The 20,677-nt window shown below is 42.9% G+C and carries 19 protein-coding genes; 12 read left to right on the plus strand and 7 right to left on the minus strand.

What is annotated here, in order from left to right; translation table 11 throughout:
- The first annotated feature begins 496 nt into the window (after positions 1-496).
- Both V7K46_RS10650 and V7K46_RS10655 read left to right on the plus strand, forming a co-directional pair.
- Positions 497-1,138 (plus strand): hypothetical protein, encoded by a 642-nt coding sequence (locus tag V7K46_RS10650; protein ID WP_335112824.1) that lies wholly within the window; start codon positions 497-499, stop codon positions 1,136-1,138.
- A 10-nt stretch (positions 1,139-1,148) separates the two neighbouring features.
- Positions 1,149-1,970, plus strand: coding sequence for a pentapeptide repeat-containing protein (locus V7K46_RS10655; protein WP_335112826.1), 822 nt, complete (start codon positions 1,149-1,151; stop codon positions 1,968-1,970).
- A gap of 537 nt (positions 1,971-2,507) precedes the next feature.
- On the opposite strand, the gene V7K46_RS10660 is transcribed toward V7K46_RS10655, so the two are convergent.
- The 6 genes from V7K46_RS10660 to V7K46_RS10685 form a co-directional block, all read right to left on the minus strand.
- A complete protein-coding gene (locus tag V7K46_RS10660; RefSeq protein ID WP_335112828.1) occupies positions 2,508-2,966 on the minus strand; it encodes a cupin domain-containing protein in 459 nt (152 codons plus the stop codon).
- 101 nt (positions 2,967-3,067) lie between these two features.
- Positions 3,068-3,670, minus strand: a complete 603-nt coding sequence (locus V7K46_RS10665) for a DUF4232 domain-containing protein (RefSeq protein ID WP_335112830.1) — start codon at positions 3,668-3,670, stop codon at positions 3,068-3,070.
- 103 nt (positions 3,671-3,773) lie between these two features.
- Complete coding sequence (locus V7K46_RS10670; protein ID WP_335112832.1) at positions 3,774-6,197, minus strand: glycoside hydrolase family 15 protein; 2,424 nt, start codon at positions 6,195-6,197, stop codon at positions 3,774-3,776.
- A gap of 59 nt (positions 6,198-6,256) precedes the next feature.
- Entirely contained in the window at positions 6,257-7,036 is a 780-nt protein-coding gene (locus tag V7K46_RS10675) for a cation transporter (protein WP_335112834.1), read from the minus strand.
- A gap of 68 nt (positions 7,037-7,104) precedes the next feature.
- Positions 7,105-9,234 (minus strand): amylo-alpha-1,6-glucosidase, encoded by a 2,130-nt coding sequence (locus V7K46_RS10680; RefSeq protein ID WP_335112835.1) that lies wholly within the window; start codon positions 9,232-9,234, stop codon positions 7,105-7,107.
- Positions 9,235-9,321: 87 nt separating this feature from the next.
- The gene (locus V7K46_RS10685) at positions 9,322-10,134 is read right to left on the minus strand and encodes an SDR family oxidoreductase (RefSeq protein ID WP_335112837.1); all 813 of its coding nucleotides are present in this window, start codon (positions 10,132-10,134) and stop codon (positions 9,322-9,324) included.
- A gap of 669 nt (positions 10,135-10,803) precedes the next feature.
- Between V7K46_RS10685 and V7K46_RS10690 the strand changes: the two genes are divergently transcribed.
- The 10 genes from V7K46_RS10690 (at position 10,804) to V7K46_RS10735 (ending at position 20,204) form a co-directional block, all read left to right on the plus strand.
- The gene (locus V7K46_RS10690) at positions 10,804-11,298 is read left to right on the plus strand and encodes a DUF2231 domain-containing protein (RefSeq protein WP_335112839.1); all 495 of its coding nucleotides are present in this window, start codon (positions 10,804-10,806) and stop codon (positions 11,296-11,298) included.
- Positions 11,295-11,888, plus strand: a complete 594-nt coding sequence (locus V7K46_RS10695; RefSeq protein ID WP_335112841.1) for a DUF2231 domain-containing protein — start codon at positions 11,295-11,297, stop codon at positions 11,886-11,888. Before V7K46_RS10690 ends, V7K46_RS10695 begins: the two co-directional genes overlap by 4 nt.
- Before the next feature lie 24 nt (positions 11,889-11,912).
- A complete protein-coding gene (locus V7K46_RS10700; protein WP_335112843.1) occupies positions 11,913-12,833 on the plus strand; it encodes a cytochrome c oxidase subunit II in 921 nt (306 codons plus the stop codon).
- Entirely contained in the window at positions 12,823-14,499 is a 1,677-nt protein-coding gene (locus V7K46_RS10705; protein WP_335112845.1) for a cytochrome c oxidase subunit I, read from the plus strand. Before V7K46_RS10700 ends, V7K46_RS10705 begins: the two co-directional genes overlap by 11 nt.
- Positions 14,500-14,593: 94 nt before the next feature.
- Entirely contained in the window at positions 14,594-15,259 is a 666-nt protein-coding gene (locus V7K46_RS10710; protein WP_335112847.1) for a cytochrome c oxidase subunit 3, read from the plus strand.
- Positions 15,260-15,298: 39 nt separating this feature from the next.
- On the plus strand, positions 15,299-15,544 hold the full coding sequence (locus V7K46_RS10715; RefSeq protein ID WP_335112849.1) for a hypothetical protein: 246 nt from the start codon (positions 15,299-15,301) through the stop codon (positions 15,542-15,544).
- A gap of 54 nt (positions 15,545-15,598) precedes the next feature.
- Complete coding sequence (locus V7K46_RS10720) at positions 15,599-16,963, plus strand: NAD(P)/FAD-dependent oxidoreductase (protein WP_335112851.1); 1,365 nt, start codon at positions 15,599-15,601, stop codon at positions 16,961-16,963.
- Positions 16,964-17,261: 298 nt separating this feature from the next.
- On the plus strand, positions 17,262-18,242 hold the full coding sequence (locus V7K46_RS10725) for a VOC family protein (RefSeq protein WP_335112853.1): 981 nt from the start codon (positions 17,262-17,264) through the stop codon (positions 18,240-18,242).
- 623 nt (positions 18,243-18,865) lie between these two features.
- Positions 18,866-19,321 carry a peptidoglycan-binding domain-containing protein gene (locus V7K46_RS10730; protein ID WP_335112855.1) on the plus strand — a complete coding sequence of 152 codons (456 nt, stop codon included), beginning with the start codon at positions 18,866-18,868 and terminating at the stop codon, positions 19,319-19,321.
- A 625-nt stretch (positions 19,322-19,946) separates the two neighbouring features.
- Positions 19,947-20,204 carry a hypothetical protein gene (locus V7K46_RS10735; protein ID WP_335112857.1) on the plus strand — a complete coding sequence of 86 codons (258 nt, stop codon included), beginning with the start codon at positions 19,947-19,949 and terminating at the stop codon, positions 20,202-20,204.
- Here V7K46_RS10735 and V7K46_RS10740 read toward each other — a convergent pair.
- A complete protein-coding gene (locus V7K46_RS10740) occupies positions 20,195-20,611 on the minus strand; it encodes a tetratricopeptide repeat protein (protein WP_442939827.1) in 417 nt (138 codons plus the stop codon). The two genes, V7K46_RS10735 and V7K46_RS10740, sit on opposite strands and share 10 nt — an antisense overlap.
- Positions 20,612-20,677: the final 66 nt, after the last annotated feature.

The raw sequence follows: 20,677 nt of genomic DNA on the forward strand, positions 1-20,677 counted from the left end.
CAAGCTACGCAGTTAACTCAACCTTGGGCGAGGGGACTGAGTTTCTGATTACCCTGCCAGTCAATGAATAGCGTGTTATTTCCTTGTTTCCAGCTAAATCACTTCTTGCCTACCTTGTCAATGTGTAAATCTTAGCGCTGTCACTTTAATTAGCTGCGGTTTTGGCAGTATTTTGAAGATGCTGGCACAAATCCAGTGAACTTTTCCCGCTTCAGTTTAGCTAAAGACTTTTTTTTGTCACATCAACTTCATCAGTAAATCAAGACCAGTATTGCTCGATTTTGGCATTGTAGGCAGCAATTTGTGCGTAATAAAGCTTGTACAATTGTCAAGGCGGTTTCTACTGCCAGAATACTTCTCAGGTGTAAGATTTATCGACAGCAAAATTTTTCTACTTTGTATTTTTCCATGCTTCACTTGTGGCTAAAATGACCCAAGCTAGGCGTTTCTATCTTGCAATAGATAACTTTTACCCTTATGACTGGAGAGCAAAATCTTGGGAATAGAACTACGCAGTTTCGTATTTCTCGACAGCCTGCAACCTCAACATGCAGCATATATGGGAACAGTAGCCCAAGGTTTCTTACCATTACCAGGGGATACATCACTGTGGATTGAAATCTCTCCTGGTATCGAAATTAATAAAATTACGGATATAGCCCTGAAATCTGCCTCTGTCCGTCCGGGAATACAGATAGTTGAACGACTATACGGACTACTGGAAGTTCATTCTGGCTCCCAAGGCGAAACGCGAGCTGCTGGTCAAGCCATTTTAGCGGCATTGGGAGTCCGAAGAGAGGAATGTCTCAAACCGCGGGTTATTTCTAGCCAGATTATCCGCAACATCGATGCTTATCAAACACAACTGATTAATCGCACGCGACGGGGACAGCTACTACTAGCAGGGCAAACGCTGTATGTATTAGAAGTTGAGCCTGCTGCTTACGCCGCACTGGCGGCGAATGAAGCTGAGAAAGCAGCGTCGATTAACATTCTTGAGGTTCTAGCTGTAGGTAGTTTTGGACGGCTTTACTTAGGTGGACAAGAACAAGATATTTTAGCAGGTGCAGCGGGAGCGTTAGCGGCGATTGAAGGTGTAGCTGGTCGGGCAAATCCTCTGGGTGGGCGTAAGGAGTAAAAAAGAGAAAATGGCAAATCGAGAGCATCTAGCTTTACTGAAAGCAGGTGCAGTTACATGGATTGAGTGGAGAAAGAAAAATCCTCAAATTGAACCAGACCTCAGCGCTGCAAACCTACAAGGGGATAACCTCAGAGGCGCAAACCTCCAGAGGGTAAACTTGAGAAAAGCGGATTTGAGTAATGCTTTACTCGTGCGAGCAAACCTCAGTGGTGCTGATCTCAGTAGTGCCAACCTCTACAAAGCCTTCCTGGTTGAAGCTAACCTGAGTGATGCTAATTTCAGTGTTGCTGATTTGAGTGGTGCTATACTTACGCAGGCAGATTTGAGTCATGCCAATTTGATTGGATCTGACTTGAGTGAGGCGAATCTTGGAGGCGCTGCGATCGCTGATGCTAATCTAATTGGAACTGACTTAACAGGCGCTAACTTAAGAGATGCCGATTTAGGTGCAGCAAAGCTAATCCGGGCTAATCTTTCTTTTGCCAACCTGATTGAAGCTAACTTGATTGCGGCTGACCTCAGCGAGGCAAGTTTGTACGAGGCGGAAATGTTGGGGACTTATCTTTATAAAACTGACTTATACAAAGCTAATCTGACTAAGGCTCACCTCAGTGGTGCTTACTTATTGCAGGCTAACCTAAGTGAAGCTGATTTGAGTGAAGCTGATTTGAGTTGGACTAACCTTAGAGGTGCGAATTTTACAGGGGCAAATCTCAGAGGAACTAACCTCAGAGGAGCTGACCTTAGGGGAGCTAACCTCAGCGGCGTAAATCTTCAAGAGGCAATTATGCCTTACTCTTCAAGGGACAATTACTTTAGAAGAAAATAATTGACATTTAGCTGAAGCCCGTTGTAAAAAATCAGTCCATCTGCCAGTCCTTCCCCGTTGAGGAACCGCTGGTGTGGGAACAGATTGAGCGCGCTACTAATATCAATTCTGTATGAACATGCGCCAAACTATAGCGGTTCTTGTTTACGTAAGCTACACCCGTAGGGGCACGGCATTGCCCATACGTGTCAACTTAAGCCAAAACCCTTTTCAAACCTCGTTTACAGCCTCTGGCTGGAAATGCTCTTTCATTGCGGCTCTGCCGCAAGTCTTGAGGCGGAGCCTCACGTTAGGCATTCCCAGTCAGAGACTCTTGACGAGACAATCTCTAAAAGCTGTTCTAAACTGGCTTTCACCTTAAGTTGACGCCAATGGGCATTGCCGTGCCCCTACACCCGGCGATATAATGTTCTACCGCATCTGAATGGGAACCGCTATATATGACAATACTGTTCAGTTAAATATTTCTTCCTTAATAATAGATATGGTGTCTGGCATTGGGACAGTAAAATAAATGCTGGTCGTTTTGAGGAAGTCTTACTTAAATCGACAAGATTGCTCGAAAGTTGGAGTTTCTTCAAGTTGCACCATTATAAGAACAGCTGGCTCATCACCTACTGTTCCAGATAAGTGACCCTTATTACCTTGCGCGTCTGGTTTCGTGCCTTGGTCTTCTCCAAATGAAATCTCGCCAGGGCCCATCTCTACTCGCTGCCCATCCATAGTTTCTACAAACCAGCGTCCCGACAAAGGGATGACCCACTGGGGCTTCGGGTTCTCATGCCAGTTGCCAACCCATCCCACTGGTAACACACTAAAAATGATTGTGGCACCGGACTGCTTCAAATTAGAAAGCCACTGTGGCGATGTATCCGGAGCTATGCCTTTCTCGATGAAGTCCTCAATTTGGCAACGGGACTGGTGACTTATACCGTCGTGGTCAGTCCAGACATGCCAGTAGTCAATTGTCGGCTTGGGCGATCCGTTATTCTGCATAAAAATGGTTCTCTTTAATTATGTGGTTATCTTAGAAAAATCTCCAATAAGTCAATCGAAACAGGTTTTTCTTCCTCGGAGGCGATCGCTACTAATCGCTACTATTGGATAATGCCTGCTCGTACTGGCGTAACTCTGACTTTACCTGTGCAAGCGTCAATTTTTTGAGGGAGGGTAAAGTGGTGGTAGGCGTTTGGGGGCGTAATTTGAATCTTCACAGATGTCGGGCACGACTGACCAGTACTTCTAGTGTGGTTGTAAGCAATCTCAAATGAGGCTTGCCCACCTGGGGCTAAAGTCACCCTTTGTAGAGATTGCTTAGATAAGAAGTATGTGCTTTGTGAACGGATGACGTTAACCCCTTTTAGAGGCTGATTTTTGGAGTTTACCAACGCGAATCCAGGATATCCATAAAGATTACAGGGCGATGAGCCTTTATTAGTGAAAGCATAAATAATTGCGACATTTCCCACACCTGCATTTCCAGACACCTTACGTACTGATAATTGTTCAGTTTGGCAACGTGGAGGATTAGAGGCGACGTTGGTTTGTGGGCTAGAACGCACTGTAGTTGCTTGCTTTGGTTGTTGCTGTCCCGTGGCTAAAGAGGAATTTGCACAGCCAATGGTCAGTGCGATGAAAATTAGGAATGTACTGGCACTATAAGTAGTTAAAAATCTGTGAACTTTGGGAAAAGATTTCATTTTATGCCTCAAAAATTAGCTCGTCCGTTTCATCTTATTAACTACCGCATACACTGTAGCAATTCCTAATTTTCTCTAATGAAAAGATGAAAGCTAATTACTGCTACTCAACTAAAACCGTATAATTGTGCTGTTCCCATTTGCTACTTTCTATCCAGAAAAAGGTAAAGTTGATTGGTTGTTCCTGGTTATCAGAAACAGAGATATCTACAAAATCCACTCCTAACTTTGTGGAAGTAGAAGGCTTATCTTCTACAGTTTGCCAATTATCCTGTGACCAGTGCAACTGAAAAGATGCTAAAGCGTGAATTTGCAGTGTATAACCCTTTTTAACTTTGTCTATTTGACGGTTAAACTTCCAAATTTCCAATAATTTACACTCTTGTCTTTCGCCTAAATATCGATTTGCCACCTCTGGAATCAAATCAAATACCTGACCGTCATGATTTGACCGTAGCAGCTTAATATACTCTGCGTGCGCCCACATCAAAGGCATTGCAGAACCTGTTGGTTTTCCTAAATACATATGGATTTCTGGTTTATCTGCTTCATCCCAAACCTGTTCTGGTAGCAAACAAGTGTTTGAAGCAAATCCTTCCATCACCTTAATATATGTTTTGACATCACCGCCCGCAGCTAGTTCATAATGTCCTCGTTCTCCCGTTAACAGAGGCCAAGCACGTCCTTTACCCGAACCTGTGTACGCCTTACCATCTTCTTGCTGTCCGTAGCCGTCGTGATTGTAACGATGCCAACAAGGCCCAACGGGTGTATCTACTTTCAAGACTGCATCAATTACTTTCACAGAATCAACAATAATCGGGTCATCAGGTTTACGAATTCCATAGCGCACCAATTGTAAAAACCCGCCATCGACAATTTCCTTTGCCGGAAATTCTGCTGGTTCACCAAGCGGTTGACTGCTGATGAAAAGAGTTCCTTGGTTAGGATTTTCGTTGGGTTGAGGATTATCAATATTTGAAGGAGTAATCCGAATATAATGCTGTTTAATGCCAGGAACTAAGGTTCCTTCAGTGGTAACTGTCCAAGCTTCAATGTGAGATTCTAAAAAATCGGCGTATTCTTCGATAAATTGTGCTGTTGCTTCATCCCCACGTTCACGGGCAAATTGAGCAGCACAGATTAAGGCAGCAATATTGGATGCTAGTGTTGATGGTGAATAACCGCTGTTTTCTTCCCAGCGTTCTTGTTGGGTAGCAGGGCCGTGACGAATTAAATAACCCGCCGCCCGCTGAACCATCGGATAGATATCGAAGTTTGAGCAAGCATTTTTCTGGTGCAATAGCCATCCTAAGAGAATGGGAAACGCTACTTCATCCAACTGGATGCCCTTCCAGTAAAGTTCGCCATCAACCCAGAAATTTTGGGCAAAACCTCCGTCTTCTTGTTGGCTGGTGGCAAGATAAATGAGCGATCGCACTGCTGTTTGAGTTTCGCCAGCAGCCACCAAACCTGCTACACTACTGACCATATCCCGCGTCCAGACGAGATGATATCCTCCTTGGTCTTGGTCGTCTTTGGCTTCACCCCAAGGGATGGCAAGGGATGCGATTAAAGCACCTGGATAAACTTTGTCTTCATGAGCTAAAAGTAGACTAATGCTGTTGTGATACAACTTCCCTTGATCATAGGAAACATTTTCTAATGAGTGGATGCCCTGGCGCGTAGACGCGGAGCGGCTTGTCGTTAGACATCGCTCCCACTGTTCGATATAATCTTGCTTCTGCTGTTGGAAAGGAATATTTAGCGACTGAAACAGTGTGGAAACTGCATTGTGCAAAGTTGTGCCAAATGCCAGTCCTAAAGTAAACTCATTACTACTATCTAGATTTAGTTTTCCAGTCAAAGCAATATTGCCATCCACAGCACTGCCAAACTCCCAATCCATCTGGAAATTGTCAGCTAAATCTGTCCAGCCATCACTTTCACCGACGTAACCACAAGAAAGATGCGTAAAGGGAACTGTTGCACCTAGCGCCAGCCATGTTCCTCCTTTATGCGCCGTTAGAATCCGATGCCCTGCAACTTCGGTAACGTAACCATTGTTACCTCTGCCACTAACTTCTAGATGTGGCGCACACAAGGCGTATAGCTGGAGTTGGGAGATAAATTCAGGTTCTCCTGTCAATTTTGTATGTTGTAAAATACAGGATAAATGCGGATCAGCAATCACTTCTTTGATCACAGCATAACGCCCTTGCGGATCGGAATTAGTGATCCGGTATCCTAAACCATGAGTCCATATAGATTCTACTTTTGATTCGAGATGGGATTGCTCCTCGTGGAAAAAGCTTTTTCCGTCAGAAATAAGATACTGCAAATCCCGAATTTGGGGACTGTCTACTGTGGGGTGGTAGACTTCTGTCACAATACCGTTCCAAACAGTAAACCAAACGTGACTTGCGGTAGAGTAGGCTGTTCCTACTCCATCTTTATTAGCATGAGTCCATCGGGGATCAATGCCTGGTGAGCCGAAAGCCTGGCCTTGACCAATAATTTTTACCATAATTTATTGTTTTGAGTGCTATTTGGAAACGCTGTAGTTGATATTTATGTAATTAAATTTTATTCCAAAGGTTGAGGATATTTGCGAGTAGCAGCTAAAGACTTTGCTTCAATAAAAATTTGTTTTATTTCTGGATGTTTTTGGCTAATTTTTGCTTCTAGACTTTCCACAGTCAAGGCTATTTGCTCACCTGTGAGATTTTTAGCAAACTGAATTTCCAAGTTGAGTAATACTTCTTGTGGTGCAAGCTGCATTGTTAGTATTCGGATAACTTCTTGTACCCCTGACTCTGTTTTTGACAAAGAACGAATGCTAGCTATAGTTTGAGGGTTAGCACTTTCACCAAGTAATAATCCTTTACTTTCTCTAGCTAGTAATATTGCTACTATAGCCAAGATAATCCCAATAATAATCGAGGCAATGCCATCAAAATAAACATTATTAAATAAATGTCCTAAGAAGATTCCGATTAAAGCAACGAATAAACCTAAAACTGCGGCAGTATCCTCAAATAATATGGCTTTTGCGATCTCCGAAATAGCTTTTGTTGTCTCCGAAGTAGCTTTTGCGATCTCCGAAGTAGCTTTTGTTGTCTCCGAAGTAGCTTTTGCGATCTCCGAAGTAGCTTTTGCAATCTCCGAAGTAGCTTTTGTTGTCTCCGAAGTAGCTTTTGCGATCTCCGAAGTAGCTTTTGCAATCTCCGAAGTAGCTTTTGCGATCTCCGAAGTAGCTTTTGCAATCTCCGAAATAGCTTTTGCAATCTCCGAAATAGCTTTTGCGATCTCCAAAACGGCTTTTGTTGTCTCTGAAACGAATTTACCCCTCTCCAGAACCTTCAAGTATCCCTTTGCTCTTGAAACTTCTTCAACCCGATGACGAATACCCAGCCCAAACCCTGGATTTTTCGTTACTGATGCATAAGTCCTACTTCTAATTCGCCTGTTTTATTGGTAACTTCCCATTGAGTTTGTTTCCCTTCCCGCCAAAAGCGCAATCCAACTGTAGCGTCTCCTACACTTAGATTTATAAGTTCCAAATCTGACAAGCACTCTGGTAGTGAAGGCTGTACCTTTAACTTTCGCTGTGGTGCATCGGCTTCAAGTCCTAAAATGGTGCGAATCAGTAAAAGAATCGAGCCAGCAGCCCAAGCTTGGGGAATATTGGCATCGGGATAAGGTACAGGAAAGTTATTCTCTTGGCGTTCAATTCCGGCAAACAATTCTGGCATCCGCCCAGATTGAAAATAATTAGCAGCAGCAAAAATACCCTCAGCGATGCGGTCTGCTTCTTCGTGGTAGCCGTAACGCTTTAATCCGGCAGCAATGATCGAGTTGTCGTGCGGCCAAACACTTCCTCTTTGATAACTAATTGGGTTATAAGCTGGATTTTGAGATGAAAGAGTCCGCACACCCCAACCGCACCACATATCTGGTTGAAAAAGTCGCAGGGCCAGCTTTTTCGCTCGTTCTTGAGGAACGATACCAGACCAAAGTAGATGCCCAGGATTTGAGGTAATCGATTGGATTTGCTGCTTGTTGCTATCTAAGCCAAGACAGTAAAATCCTTCTGATTCCATCCAGAATTGTTCATTAAATCGTTGATAAAGTGATTCTGCTTTTTGACGGAGGTTTTGCGATCGCTCTTTTTCTCCCCACATCTCATAAATTGAAGCTGCTTTTAGCCAAGCATCATAGACATAACCTTGAACTTCACACAAAGCTATTGGGGGATCAACTAATTTCCCATTCGGGTAAACCATTGATTCACCTGAATCTTTCCAACCTTGATTGGCTAATCCCTTTTTTGAATGAGTTAAGTACTCAACAAATCCATCGCCATCAAAATCGCCGTATTTATCAATCCAAGTCAGTGCCTTATCGAGTGGCGATCGGCACTCATCCAGCATCCCCAGGTCAGCATTCCAAGAATAGGTTTCGGCTAAAGTAATAATCCAGAGAATGGTAGTATCTACCGTTCCGTAATAGGGATTGTATGGCAGTTGATTGATTTTAGTTAACTCGTCTTCACGCAGTTCATGCAGCATCTTGCCTGGTTGGGCATCATGCCAGTCATCTAACTCAGTTGCTTGTAGTTGAGCCAACCTGACAAGCGTACCACGGGCAAAACCGTGGTAAACTGCCATCGTTTGCAAGCTGGTAATTATAGAGTCACGGCCAAAAACAGCCATAAACCAGGGAATACCAGCCGCAGGCATCCAAAACTTATGGCCGTTATCATCTACTTCAATCCGCAACGCTCCCATATCAACAAGCGCCTGCTGATAAAATCCTTGAATATCAGCATTAGACGATCGCAACTGTGTCGCATTAGTTAGAAATTCATCCCTAACCTCTCCAGCTTTTGTATTCTGAGACACAGTTGAGTTTTCTTCAGGTTTGAGGATATCTCCATTGGCTAAGGCTGTAAAGTTGATCGAAGTATGCCATGTTTTACCAGGAGCGATCGCTACATCAAATATCAAACGACCGTTTGCATATCTTGCTGTTGAACTTGCACAAACTGTCTCAGTTACAATGCTTCGGACAAAAGAACCGTTACGGTACTCGGTAGAAAGTATTCCATCTTTCCATGTTGTTGTTGTTTCCCCCCGTGTCAAAATATTCTTTGCTTTTACCTCAAAGATATCTGCAAAGTCTGAACGAATCGCCAACATCAGTTGAAACTCAACTGCTTCTAAGTGATGGTTGGTAATCTCGATATCTTCATGCATCCCTCCTACAATGTCGCGCCGGATGGTTACAAGCAAACTACCAGAAGGGAAAATGCCGTTGACAGTGGTAAGTTCCGGGTTGGTGAATTGGTAAAGCGCACTGTGATGCGTGATGTTACTAGAAGCTAACAGTGAAAGTTGATAACGATTGAGAGAAATTTCGTAATAAGAAATTAAGCGGGTATCACGAACAAAAAAACCTTGGGCTTGATTGTCATCAATGGAACCATCAGTAGCTGTAACTAAAAATGAGGAACCATCGTTAATTGTGATCAGATTAGGATTGACAATAACTTTTGTAGGCATATCAGTAGAAGGCAGAAGGCAAAAGGCAAAAGACACAAGATTAGGTATAGGAGGTAGCTTTATTAGTCCCCAGTCCTAATTCCTTTTTTAACCATTCCCCTCAAACCCTGGATATAAGGTCATGCCACCATCTACAAACATTGTTATACCGTTAACATAATCAGAGTCATCAGAAGCTAGCCAAACTGCTGCTTTAGCAATATCATCAACATCACCCACCCGTTTTGCTGGAATCAGTTGGAGTAACTTCGCTTCTGCTTCTGGTGTGTCCCAAGCTGATTTATTGATTGGGGTTTTAATAGCACCAGGGGCAATACTATTGACACGAATTTTATGGGGAGCAAGTTCTTGAGCAATACTTTGCATCATCATATTTATACCACCCTTACTAGCAGCATAATTAACGTGCCCTGCCCAAGGTATTACTTGATGCACTGAACTCATGCAAATAATCTTACCTGCGGCAGATGAGATATCAGGCTTCACACCTCGACGCAAGAATTCCTTTGCAGCTTCTCGCGCACACAAGAATTGTCCTGTCAGGTTTATCCCAATGACCATGTTCCAATGGTCAAGGGTCATATCTATAAATGCTGAGTCTTTTTGAACGCCTGAATTACTTACTAAAATATCAATAGTGCCAAATTCTTGGAGCGTTTTGCTGAACATCGCCTTTACTTGGTCTTCTTTGCTGACATCAGCTTGAATGGCAAATGCTTCTCCATCAGCGGCTTTGATATTTTCGACAATTCTTTGGGCTTCTTCTGCTTCCGAATGGTAGTTAACAGCTACTGCTGCACCTGATGCGGCTAAATGGCGAGCTATAGCTTCACCAATGCCAGAACTAGCACCTGTCACAATTGCTTTTTGACCTTTGAGCAGGTTAGGGGAATAGCTCATAATTTTGATACTTTTAAAAGTTGTATTTCTTGCAAGTAGCTGAAGAATTGCATAATATTGTTGCTTTCTAGGCGTAGTATTAAGTTAGCGATTTAGATTGTTAAATCGATAAAATTTTGATTAAAACTTTTTTTAGTTTAAGAATACACAGTATTTTTTTAATCTATCTAAAGAAAGATAAACATGATGTTGTTTGACTGATTAATGTTTTAATTATTTGTCATTTCTGTGACAAAAGTATGTCTTTAGTTGTAAAGGTTGTAAATATGTAATTTTAAAGCTTATATCAATTTTAATCAAAATTCATGGTATATTCAGAGCAACTTGGGGTAATTAGTTAAAGTAAAATTTTCAGTTAATCAATCTGAATGACATAAATTAGAGAACAATATAAAAAGTTAGGCATTTTTAGCCGCCTCTAAAATGTCTGATAGGCTATTGTAAAATAGCCAATCTAATCAACCAAATCAAGAATAGTAGCAATTTTGTATAAAGCTGTTTATTTAAAAAATTACTTTCAAAATTGAAGTACATCGCAAATTTTTAATGTTTATTAATACGTTTAGCTGCGGCGTTAACAGTAGTATTCTTGACAATATGAGTGGTGCGTTAGGCGGATGGCAATTCCATGCAACGCATCTAAACACTTAGATCCATGAAGGAGAAGCGATGCCTAATCTGTCTCTGAATAACCAAGATTTACCATACCCTGACCCTCTACACCCGATCATCGTCCACTTCGTAATCGCGATGGTGCTTTTTTCTTTCATCTGCGATGTGCTGGGCTATTTCACCCGCAACGTGCGTTTGTTTGAGGTGAGTTTCTGGAATATGTTTGTTGCTTCAGCAGCCATTTTTGTAGCGGTGATTTTTGGTCAGTTTGAAGCAGGTTTAGCAAACATCTACCAAGCCGTTCAGCCAACGTTGAATTATCATACTATCTTGGGTTGGTCACTGGCGGCTATTGTCGTGGCGATCGCAGCTTGGCGTTTTGTGATTCGCAACCGCAACCCCCGAAAAGTACCGCCTGCTTACCTGGGTGCTGCAACATTTTTAGTCTGCCTAGTGTTTTTGCAAGTGTATTTGGGGAGTAAACTGTTTTGGGTATATGGGTTGCACGTGGAGCCTGTAGTTCAAGCCATGAAGCAGGGAGTTTCACCATGAACTGGCAACTGATTGAACAGTTGAGATTGCGGCTGGGTGCTAACGGATTACCCTACGAAATTCCTGTACATCCGCAGTTGGTGCATCTAACGCTGGGTTTGTTGATCATTGCGATCGTTTTTGATATAGCAGGAGCGCTATTTCCTTTAGAAAAGCCAATTTTCAAATTTTTGGGATTGACAGCCATCCGTTCTAGCTTTTTTGATGTCGGCTGGTACAACCTCATAGCAGCATCAGCTATCACCTTTTTCACGGTTGCTGCTGGTTTTTTTGAGCTACTGTTGGCAAATCCACCAGTTGCTCAAAAGAGTGCTTGGGGGTTAAATGCTGGTTGGACGATGCTTTTACATGGTTTGGGTGGCGTTTTGCTGTTGGGGATCATTGTAAGCATGACTGTATGGAGAGGTTTGCAACGCTACCGCTGGCGTAAAGATGCTTCCAGGCAGGTGCAGTGGAGTTACTTGTTAGCAGGCATTGCGATCATGGGCATATTATTCGTTCACGGAACTTTGGGGGCGCAATTGGGAGAGGAATTTGGGATTCACATTACCGCTGCTAATACCATTTCCAAAAATCTTTACAACAAATAATTAAACGAGAATTTATCGAATTTTATGTTTAGTGTTTTTGAATATGTATTAATGGCGTTTTATGTAGCAGTGCTGCTCATCGTCAGTCGGTGGATTGGACAGCAGGCGTTTTCTTGGATGCCTCCCCAAGCTACAACAGAAGCACAACGGGTAGATGATTTGTTTAGCTTCTTAGTCTCAATTGGAGTATTCATCTTCCTGGGGCTGGTTGGCATTATGGTGTATGCGATCGTCTTCCATCGTGCCACTCCAAAAGACTACAGCGAGGGACACCCCTCTAGAGGTGATGCGAGGCTAGAAATATTATGGACAGCAACCCCGACTTTGTTAGTAGTGTGGATTGCTTTGCAAAGCTTCAATATTTATCAGCAATTAAATATTCTCGGTTTAAACCAAATTGTGCATTTGCACACACCCCTAGAATCTGCACCCGCCTACGCCGCAATCGTCAGTGATGTCCCCAAACCTGCGTCTGAAACTATTGATGTTTTCGCCAAACAGTGGGATTGGTCTTTTCGTTATCCAAATAATGTTACTAGTAATCAACTGCATCTGCCGATCAATCGCAGCACTCGCTTAAATCTGCAAGCGCAGGATGTGATCCACGGTTTCTACGTCCCTGAGTTTCGCTTAAAGCAGGATATTGTTCCAGGGCGCAAGATTAATCTTGTGCTAACACCCATTCGCGCAGGTAAATATCGGCTGAAAGATTCTCAATTTAGCGGTACTTACTTTGCCTTAATGGAAACAGACGTATACGTTGAATCCCTTGATAAATATAACCAGTGGCTCACGCAAACTGCTAATAGCGAACAAACTCCAGCAAATCAGGCAGTTGCCGAAAATATCCAACCACCGAAAACATTATTTAATAGCGGCTGGTACACCGTCGCACCGGCTCAACCTGCCGTTGCCAATAAAAGGAAGCTAACTAATGACACATGATTTGAGTGGAGAGATTACCGGGGATCAAGAATCGAAAAATTACCAGAACAAGTCTGAGAATACTTGGCGGGAATATTTCAGCTTCAACACCGATCATAAGGTGATTGGAGTTCAGTACATGGTGATGACCTTCATTTTCTTCCTGATTGGCGGGCTGTTGGCGATGCTCATCCGGGCTGAGTTACTCACCCCGGAATCAAATTTAGTTGACCGTCCCCTCTACAATGGTTTGTTCACCATGCACGGGACAATCATGATTTTCCTGTGGATTATTCCCTTCAATGCAGGTCTTTCTAACTACTTAGTGCCGCTAATGATTGGAGCGCGGGACATGTCTTTTCCCCTGCTCAACGCCATCTCCTTTTGGATTCTGCCACCAGCTGGTCTTTTACTACTGTCTAGCTTCTTCCTACCAAATGGGACTGCACAAGCTGGCTGGTGGTCTTATCCACCAATTAGTCTGCAAGTTCCAGGCGATCAGTTCATTAACGGTGAATTCATTTGGATAGTTAGCCTAGTCCTGATCGGTATCTCTTCAATTATGGGGGCTGTCAACTTTGTAACTACTATCTTTTGGATGCGGGCACCAGGGATGACATTTTTCCGAATGCCCGTCTTTGTGTGGTCAGTTTTTAGCGCCCAGCTGTTGCAGCTGATTAATTTGCCTGCCTTGACGGCTGCATTGATCCTGCTGTTGTTTGACCTCTCGTTCGGTACACAATTTTTTAAACCGGACGCAAATGGCGATCCGATCATTTACCAACACCTATTCTGGTTTTACTCTCACCCAGCAGTTTATATCATGGCACTACCAGCTTTCGGTATTTTTGCTGAGGTTTTGCCTGCATTTTCTCGCAATCCCCTATTTGGTTATCGGTCAGTTGCGATCGCTACCTTAGGTATTGCTGCGGTCAGCATCTTCGTTTGGGTACATCACATGTTCACCAGTGCCACCCCTGGTTGGATGCGGATGACCTTTATGGCTACCTCAATGTTAGTTGCAATACCCACTGGTATTAAAGCCTTCGCTTGGACTGCCACTATCTGGAGGAGTAAGCTGCACCTAGAGACACCAATGCTGTTTGCAATGGGAGGTGCAGCGATGTTTATTTTTGGCGGTGTTACTGGTGTAATGCTTGCTGCCACGCCGTTTGATATCCACGTTAATAATACCTACTTTGTTGTGGGACACTTCCACTACATCGTTTTTAACACGATCACAATGGCAATCTTCGCGGCAATTTACTACTGGTTTCCCAAGATAACTGGAAGAATGTATGCCGAGGGTTGGGGTAAGCTGCATTTCTGGCTGACCTTTATTCCTGCCAATATCACCTTTTTCTCCATGCACCCATTAGGTTTACAAGGGATGCTACGCCGAGTTTCTTCCTACGACCCACAATATCAGGGATGGAATGTCATTGCTAGCTTGGGGTCATTTTTGCTAGGAGCATCGACACTGCCTTTTATTGCTAACATGGTAGGCTCTTGGCTTTACGGGCCAAAGGCAGTTAACAATCCTTGGCACGCTACCGGACTGGAATGGACAACCTCTTCACCACCTCCAAAAGAGAACTTTGAGGAGATTCCGGTTGTGACAAAACCTCCTTATGACTACGGCGATCCAAAGTACTCGGTAGTCCTAGATGCTGATAATGGTGAGTAAGAATAAAACACTTTTTACAGAGGACAAAGGGGATATGGAGGATAACCCATGCCCTGTTTGGCCAATGCCCAATACCCAATGCCCCAATTGAGTTATGCAACGTCGCCCTGTTCATAAAGATGAAAGTCCTATCCGTTTTGATCTGTGGCGGCTACGCTTGCCAAATTGGTTACAGCGCTTCCTACCAAGTGGTGGCGGTACTCATGAAGATCATCATGGTAAGGGAATGTTCGGGTTTACTGTATTCCTGCTGTCGGAAAGCATCATCTTTTTGAGTTTTATCTTTACTTATGTTGTTCTACGACTGACTACTAATAACTGGCTACCGCCTGGTATTTCTGGCCCAGAATTGTCTACAGATGTGATTATTAATACGGTAGTATTACTTTCCAGTAGCTTTGTCATTCAACCAGCAGAAAATGCCCTGAAGCGTAATCAACTCAAGAAATTTCGCTGGCTGTGGCTGATGACGATCGCAATGGGAACTTACTTCTTAATTGGTCTATTAATTGAGTGGAAAAATCTCGATTTCAAGATTACTACAGGGTTAGTTGGTTCTACATTCTACTTGTTAACAGGCTTCCACGGTCTACACGTTCTGGCTGGTGTTGTGCTTCAGATAATCATGCTGATTCGCTCCTTCATTCCAGGCAACTATAATAAGACTCACTTCGGTACAAGTGCGACCACTCTCTTTTGGCACTTTGTTGATGTAGTTTGGGTCTTCCTTTTCTCGCTTATCTACCTTTGGCGAGCATAAAAACATTCACAAATTCCAAGTATTATAAGGAGTAATTTTATGAGTTTATACTTACAAGAAATACCAGCATCACAACGTGAGCCAAAAGCAATTCAGGAAACTCCAGCACCAGGTCAAGACCCACTAATTGCAAGTGGGTTACAAAAACAGCAATATGTTGGCATTATTGGGCTAGCGATCGCTCTAATTGCTGCTGTAGGATTTTTTAGTCGCCGAGTTGAATACGCTATTGCATTCGCTGTGATCCTAAGCATTGCTTTGATTGCTTTCTTGTTATTAATATAGGAAAGCGCTAATTAATTGAACATCTTGATTTCATAAGAGTTTGGAGAGTATTTCATGAACAGCCCAGTTTATCAAACTGTGATTATCGGCGGTGGCTTTACAGGACTATTTACAGCCTTACACCTAGCTCACGAACATTATCCTCGCTCTGTTATCTTGATTGATCAAAACGAGCGCTTTTGCTTTAAGCCGCTATTATATGAATATTTCAATGGCGAGATGGATACCTTTCAGGTAGTCCCGCGCTTTTCGGAACTACTCAAAGGTAGCGGTGTCATCTTTGTTCAAGATGCAGTGCAAGCGATAGATTTGCATCAACGGGAAGTCAAATTAGCTTCAGGAAACTCCTACAACTACAGTAATTTAGTATTAGCTTTGGGTAGCGTTACTACCTATCATCAAGTTGAAGGTGCTAAAGAAAATGCCTTTCCTTTCTGGACACAAGCAGATGCGATCGCTCTTGAACGTCATTTACGCGATCGTTTTCAACGAGCAGTGCAAACAGAAGATTCAGAAGAACGCCGGAAACTGCTCACAGTAGGAGTGGTTGGTGGTGGTTCTAGTGGCGTAGAAATTGCAGCAACTTTAGCTGATTTTCTACCACATTGGTATGAGGTTTTGGGAGGTAATTCTAGTGAAATCCGGATAGTATTGCTTAATCATGGCAAAGAAATCCTGAATGACGATATTAACAATCCGCTGCGCCCAATCGCTGAGAAAGAATTACAAAAACGCCGGATACCAGTTGAAATACTCACGGGGGCAGAAGTTACTACTATTCATGCTAACGCTATTGAATATAAGCACAATGAGCAAATTAAGACATTAGCAACACATACCGCAATCTGGACAGCTGGAACTTCTGTCCATCCACTGATTAAAGATTTACCAATTTCTCAAGAGCATCGGTATCATGGTCTTCCATTAGTTACTTCCACCATGCAACTGCTGGATTTTCCAGAAGTTTTTGCAGGCGGTGATTGTGCGGGACTTCAGGATAATTCGCTACCGCCTACCGCCCAAGTAGCTTATCAACAAGGAGCTAATATTGCCCATAATTTGAAAGCGATCGCTCTAGGAGAAGAACTCAAACCTGTTAAGGTTAATACTCGTGGAACCCTTTTGAAATTAGGGGTAAATAATGCTGCTGCTAACTTATTCAATGTTTTTGAAGTTGCAGGCGAACCCGCACATTTAATCCGTCATGCCACTTATTTAACGCTGTTGCCAACACCAATTCATGATTTTAAAGCTGCAACTGAATGGGTAGATGAAGAGATTTTTCATCAGCACCTCGACCCTCAAGATGTAGGAAAAAAAGTGGTGCAAGCAGCGGAAATAGTCGGTACAGGAGTTGTGGGTATTTTAGCTGCAAGAAAATTACTGAAAATGTTGGGAGATGAGGATAAAAAAGATTAACAAAAGGGAGAAAGCAGGGGGAATAGGGGAGAATGAAGGCAGAAGAAGACGAGGAAAAAAGCTCTTATAGCAGTCCTAAATCATTTTTAAAAATAAATTAACCGCAGAGGCGCAGAGAAGCCAGTGCGTTGGGCGGGTTCCCCGACTTGAAGCAACTGGCGCAGCGCAGAGAGAGGAATCGGAGATTTTTACGACTTATTTAGGATTGCTATAACTAATGATTAATGCCCAATGCCCCATGCCTAATTCCCAATACCTTTTAACAGAAAGTTAATTGTAAGTTTAGGGGCTGTTAAATATGCCTAGTCAAACCAATGTACAGGTACAAAAAATTCGAGCTATTGGATTAACGGTGACAAGCTGCGTAGGCGTAGCCCGTCGTAGACATCGCTCTTTAAATTTCTATAAAGAAGCGCTTGGTTTTGAACTAGTTTCTGACATCACAGTTGAAGGACAGGATTACAGCGACCTGGAAGGCATAACTGAGGCAAAAATTCGTATTGTCACCTTGCAACTAGGTGATGAACTCATCGAGTTGATCGAGTATCTAAACATTCAGGGAAAACCCATCCCAAAAGATTCTCAAAGTAATGATTTATGGTTTCAACATCTGGCAATTGTGGTGAGTGATATGGATCGCGCTTATGCACAAGTGTGTTCATTTCCGATTGAACCCATTTCAGTTGCACCGCAGACAATCTTATCTGATAATGAACAATCTGGTGGGGTTCGTGCCTTTAAGTTTAAAGACCCTGATGGTCATGATTTAGAGTTAATTTGGTTTCCTGCTGAGAAAGGACAGGATAAATGGCATCAAAACAGAAATCGCTTGTTTTTGGGAATTGATCATAGTGCGATCGCTATTTCTAACACTGAGCAGAGTCTACACTTTTACCGCGACCTCCTGGGAATGCAAGTCGATAGCCGCAGTCTCAACTGGCGTCCTACCCAAACTCGCTTGGATAACTTGCCTGGAGCGGAAGTCCGAATTACAGCACTGCGACCTGCTCAAGGCGGCTTAGGGATTGAATTGCTAGACTACCTTGTACCTGGAAAAGGTCGTCCTATACCGAGTGACTGGAAAAGTTGTGATATTGCGAGGGTGCAAATTGAGCTTGTTGTCAATGATATTGAGCAAACGGTAGAGATACTGCGGCAAAATGGGGTTCAGTTTGTATCATCACAGATTGTGCAGTTTGCAGATAATACAAGTCCTTACCAAAAGGGTTGTCTAGTTAAAGACCCTGATGGACACGCAATATTGCTAATTGCAGAATAATGTAAATGGAATTATTTGACGATACTGTTTATTTTCTTAGTTTCAACAATGAGCAATTTGCATACAAAACATTTAAACTTTTGACTAAATTGCCCATCTGGTATAGTGCAGTGTTAACGATAATTCATCGTCCAAAAATGAAAGTATTCAACGAATATACACCAAGGACTAAAACTGTGATCCCTTCTCTTCCTTACGGAATGCTTTGCGTAGGCGTAGCCCGCCGCAGGCATTGCAATCAACAGTTAAGCAGTAAATAAAATAGACTTTGGATAGGCTAAGGCACAAAGGGATTCAGTTTGTATCATCGCAGATTGTACAGTTTAGTGATAGAACAAGTTCTTATCAGCAGGGTTGTCTAGGTAAAGACCCTGATGGATACATCTGCTAATTGCAGAAGGTTATTAGAGAAATTATCTAAAATCAAAAGTATCGGCTTGTGCTACATAACCCTTAATAATTTAGTCATGCTTTTGTCACACTTTTATCACATTTTTGCAATAACTCTGTCAATATAACGTGTGATGCTATAGCTCTGGGTTAAAAAATAGGTTCGCTCTATACCAAATCCACACATCAGAGTTGATGGAGAAGAATCACTATTGGGTACAAACTCTTGTAGCATGACTCTTCAAATCAAAATTGCAAAATTTATCATAATTGGAAGGAACAAGAAAATGAATTGGAAAGTACTTGCTTTGATCCCGGCTTTGAGTGTAGCTACTGCTTTGCCTGGTTACTCTTTAACCAATAATAAAAGCCATAATCGGACTACTGCTACCCACATTGCACAAAATACTCAGCAAGGCAACATGATGAAAAAGCCTAATACTATGCACAAGAATGCTATGCATAAGTCTAATAGTATGGCAAACCATAGTAGCGTACTGACAGTAGGTAGCAGAGGAGAAGCAGTCAAAACTGCTCAGAATGCTTTAAAGCAGCAAGGATTCTATACCGCAAATGTGGATGGTGTCTTTGATAACAAGACACGTTTAGCGGTGATGAAATTTCAAAAGTCTAAAGGATTAAGAGCAGACGGAATACTTGGACGTCGCACTTTAGCATCTCTAAAATAAGATGATTTGTAAGGGACAGGGAATAGGGAACAGATAAGAAACATAAGTGGAGAGTGAGTTAAAAGCTCACTTAAAAATGCATATGTTTTAAGGGGACTCTCCGATTCCAAAATAGTTGTTCAGCAGCCCCCGCATTTCAGGGGCTGAATCAAACGATTTAATCAATCCAAGGACTGACGGAGCAAGTGGAGTATTCGCTCTGTCAGTAGGGGTTTAGGGATTGCGATCGCTCTCAGCCACTGATGAATTTTGGCTGTTTCCCCTGTACTTAGCCAAGGCACTAGCAAAGGCTGAAGCGAATGTTTTTCCTCGTGAGTAAAACGCCTTTGATTAACCCTTCAGATTCTGCTTTCTGGCGCTCTAGTTGAGCGCGACAGGCAGCATTAGGCGCTATCGGTAACGCCTTTACAACACTAGAAGTTTTGAGATGATGGAATAGCCTTTAAAGTTCGCCAATACCAGTAATTGATGTAGTTTAGTGAGGTTTAGGTGTGCGATCGCTTGTCAACTTACACTTCTTTTCTAGAGCCTACGCCTTGACAACACCATCATTCAACAGGGGTAAAGCGTCAGAGTCATCAATTTTTTAACGTAAGATTAAACTGGTAGCACAACGCGAGATTTCATGGCCATAAAGTTTATTCTGAGCGACTATGTTGACTGTGGGTTAGCGATCGCGCAGCATTCCCCAAGAAATTTTATCAAAGCGATCGCCTTTACAACACCATCATTCCACCTCAGAACACGAAACGTCGAGCTTTCAATAGGAACATTCTCGTTCGGAACACGAAACTCAGAGTTCAGAACAGGAAAGGCCGAGTTAAAGCGATCGCTCTTTTCAGTTTTATTACGGTACGCTTTTCATAAAACCGTCTATTCTTGATTTGAGGAGAGGCGATGCCTGCGGCGGGCTTCGCCTACGCGCAAATATGCTAAATTTTGACGCACAGTCACAGTATGAGGATGATTCACCCCTAACTGTCGCTCACAAATATCCAAAGCTTGGATGTAAAGGGGTTCGGCTTCGCTGTATCTGCCTTGGGAATTGTAGAGTCCCGCTAGGTTGTTGAGGCTAGTGGCAACATCTGGATGTTCTTCTCCCAGTAGCTTGCGCGTGAGTGCCAAAGCTTGGATTAAAAGGGGTTCGGCTTCGCTGTATCTGCCTTGGGAGTCGTAGAGTCCCGCTAGGTTGTTGAGGCTAAAGGCGACATCTGGATGTTCTTCACCCAATAGTTGACGCCTGAGTGCCAATGCTTGGATGAAACCCACCTTCCGCACCCCAAGTGTCACAACCGGAAATTACTTAGAGAAAAAAGGCAAGTAAGAATAAAAACACACATCTAGAGGCAAAAAAAT

This window comes from Nostoc sp. (genome assembly GCF_036917395.1).
In the GTDB taxonomy this organism is placed as follows: Bacteria; Cyanobacteriota; Cyanobacteriia; order Cyanobacteriales; family Nostocaceae; genus Nostoc.

Excerpts from the sequence above, each read along its gene's own strand:
- V7K46_RS10655 (WP_335112826.1), top strand. The coding sequence starts at position 1,149 with ATGGCAAATCGAGAGCATCTAGCTTTACTGAAAGCAGGTGCAGTTACA.
- V7K46_RS10660 (WP_335112828.1), bottom strand. The coding sequence starts at position 2,966 with ATGCAGAATAACGGATCGCCCAAGCCGACAATTGACTACTGGCATGTC.
- V7K46_RS10665 (WP_335112830.1), bottom strand. The coding sequence starts at position 3,670 with ATGAAATCTTTTCCCAAAGTTCACAGATTTTTAACTACTTATAGTGCC.
- V7K46_RS10670 (WP_335112832.1), bottom strand. The coding sequence starts at position 6,197 with ATGGTAAAAATTATTGGTCAAGGCCAGGCTTTCGGCTCACCAGGCATT.
- V7K46_RS10680 (WP_335112835.1), bottom strand. The coding sequence starts at position 9,234 with ATGCCTACAAAAGTTATTGTCAATCCTAATCTGATCACAATTAACGAT.
- V7K46_RS10685 (WP_335112837.1), bottom strand. The coding sequence starts at position 10,134 with ATGAGCTATTCCCCTAACCTGCTCAAAGGTCAAAAAGCAATTGTGACA.
- V7K46_RS10690 (WP_335112839.1), top strand. The coding sequence starts at position 10,804 with ATGCCTAATCTGTCTCTGAATAACCAAGATTTACCATACCCTGACCCT.
- V7K46_RS10695 (WP_335112841.1), top strand. The coding sequence starts at position 11,295 with ATGAACTGGCAACTGATTGAACAGTTGAGATTGCGGCTGGGTGCTAAC.
- V7K46_RS10700 (WP_335112843.1), top strand. The coding sequence starts at position 11,913 with ATGTTTAGTGTTTTTGAATATGTATTAATGGCGTTTTATGTAGCAGTG.
- V7K46_RS10705 (WP_335112845.1), top strand. The coding sequence starts at position 12,823 with ATGACACATGATTTGAGTGGAGAGATTACCGGGGATCAAGAATCGAAA.
- V7K46_RS10710 (WP_335112847.1), top strand. The coding sequence starts at position 14,594 with ATGCAACGTCGCCCTGTTCATAAAGATGAAAGTCCTATCCGTTTTGAT.
- V7K46_RS10715 (WP_335112849.1), top strand. The coding sequence starts at position 15,299 with ATGAGTTTATACTTACAAGAAATACCAGCATCACAACGTGAGCCAAAA.
- V7K46_RS10720 (WP_335112851.1), top strand. The coding sequence starts at position 15,599 with ATGAACAGCCCAGTTTATCAAACTGTGATTATCGGCGGTGGCTTTACA.
- V7K46_RS10725 (WP_335112853.1), top strand. The coding sequence starts at position 17,262 with ATGCCTAGTCAAACCAATGTACAGGTACAAAAAATTCGAGCTATTGGA.
- V7K46_RS10730 (WP_335112855.1), top strand. The coding sequence starts at position 18,866 with ATGACTCTTCAAATCAAAATTGCAAAATTTATCATAATTGGAAGGAAC.
- V7K46_RS10735 (WP_335112857.1), top strand. The coding sequence starts at position 19,947 with ATGGCCATAAAGTTTATTCTGAGCGACTATGTTGACTGTGGGTTAGCG.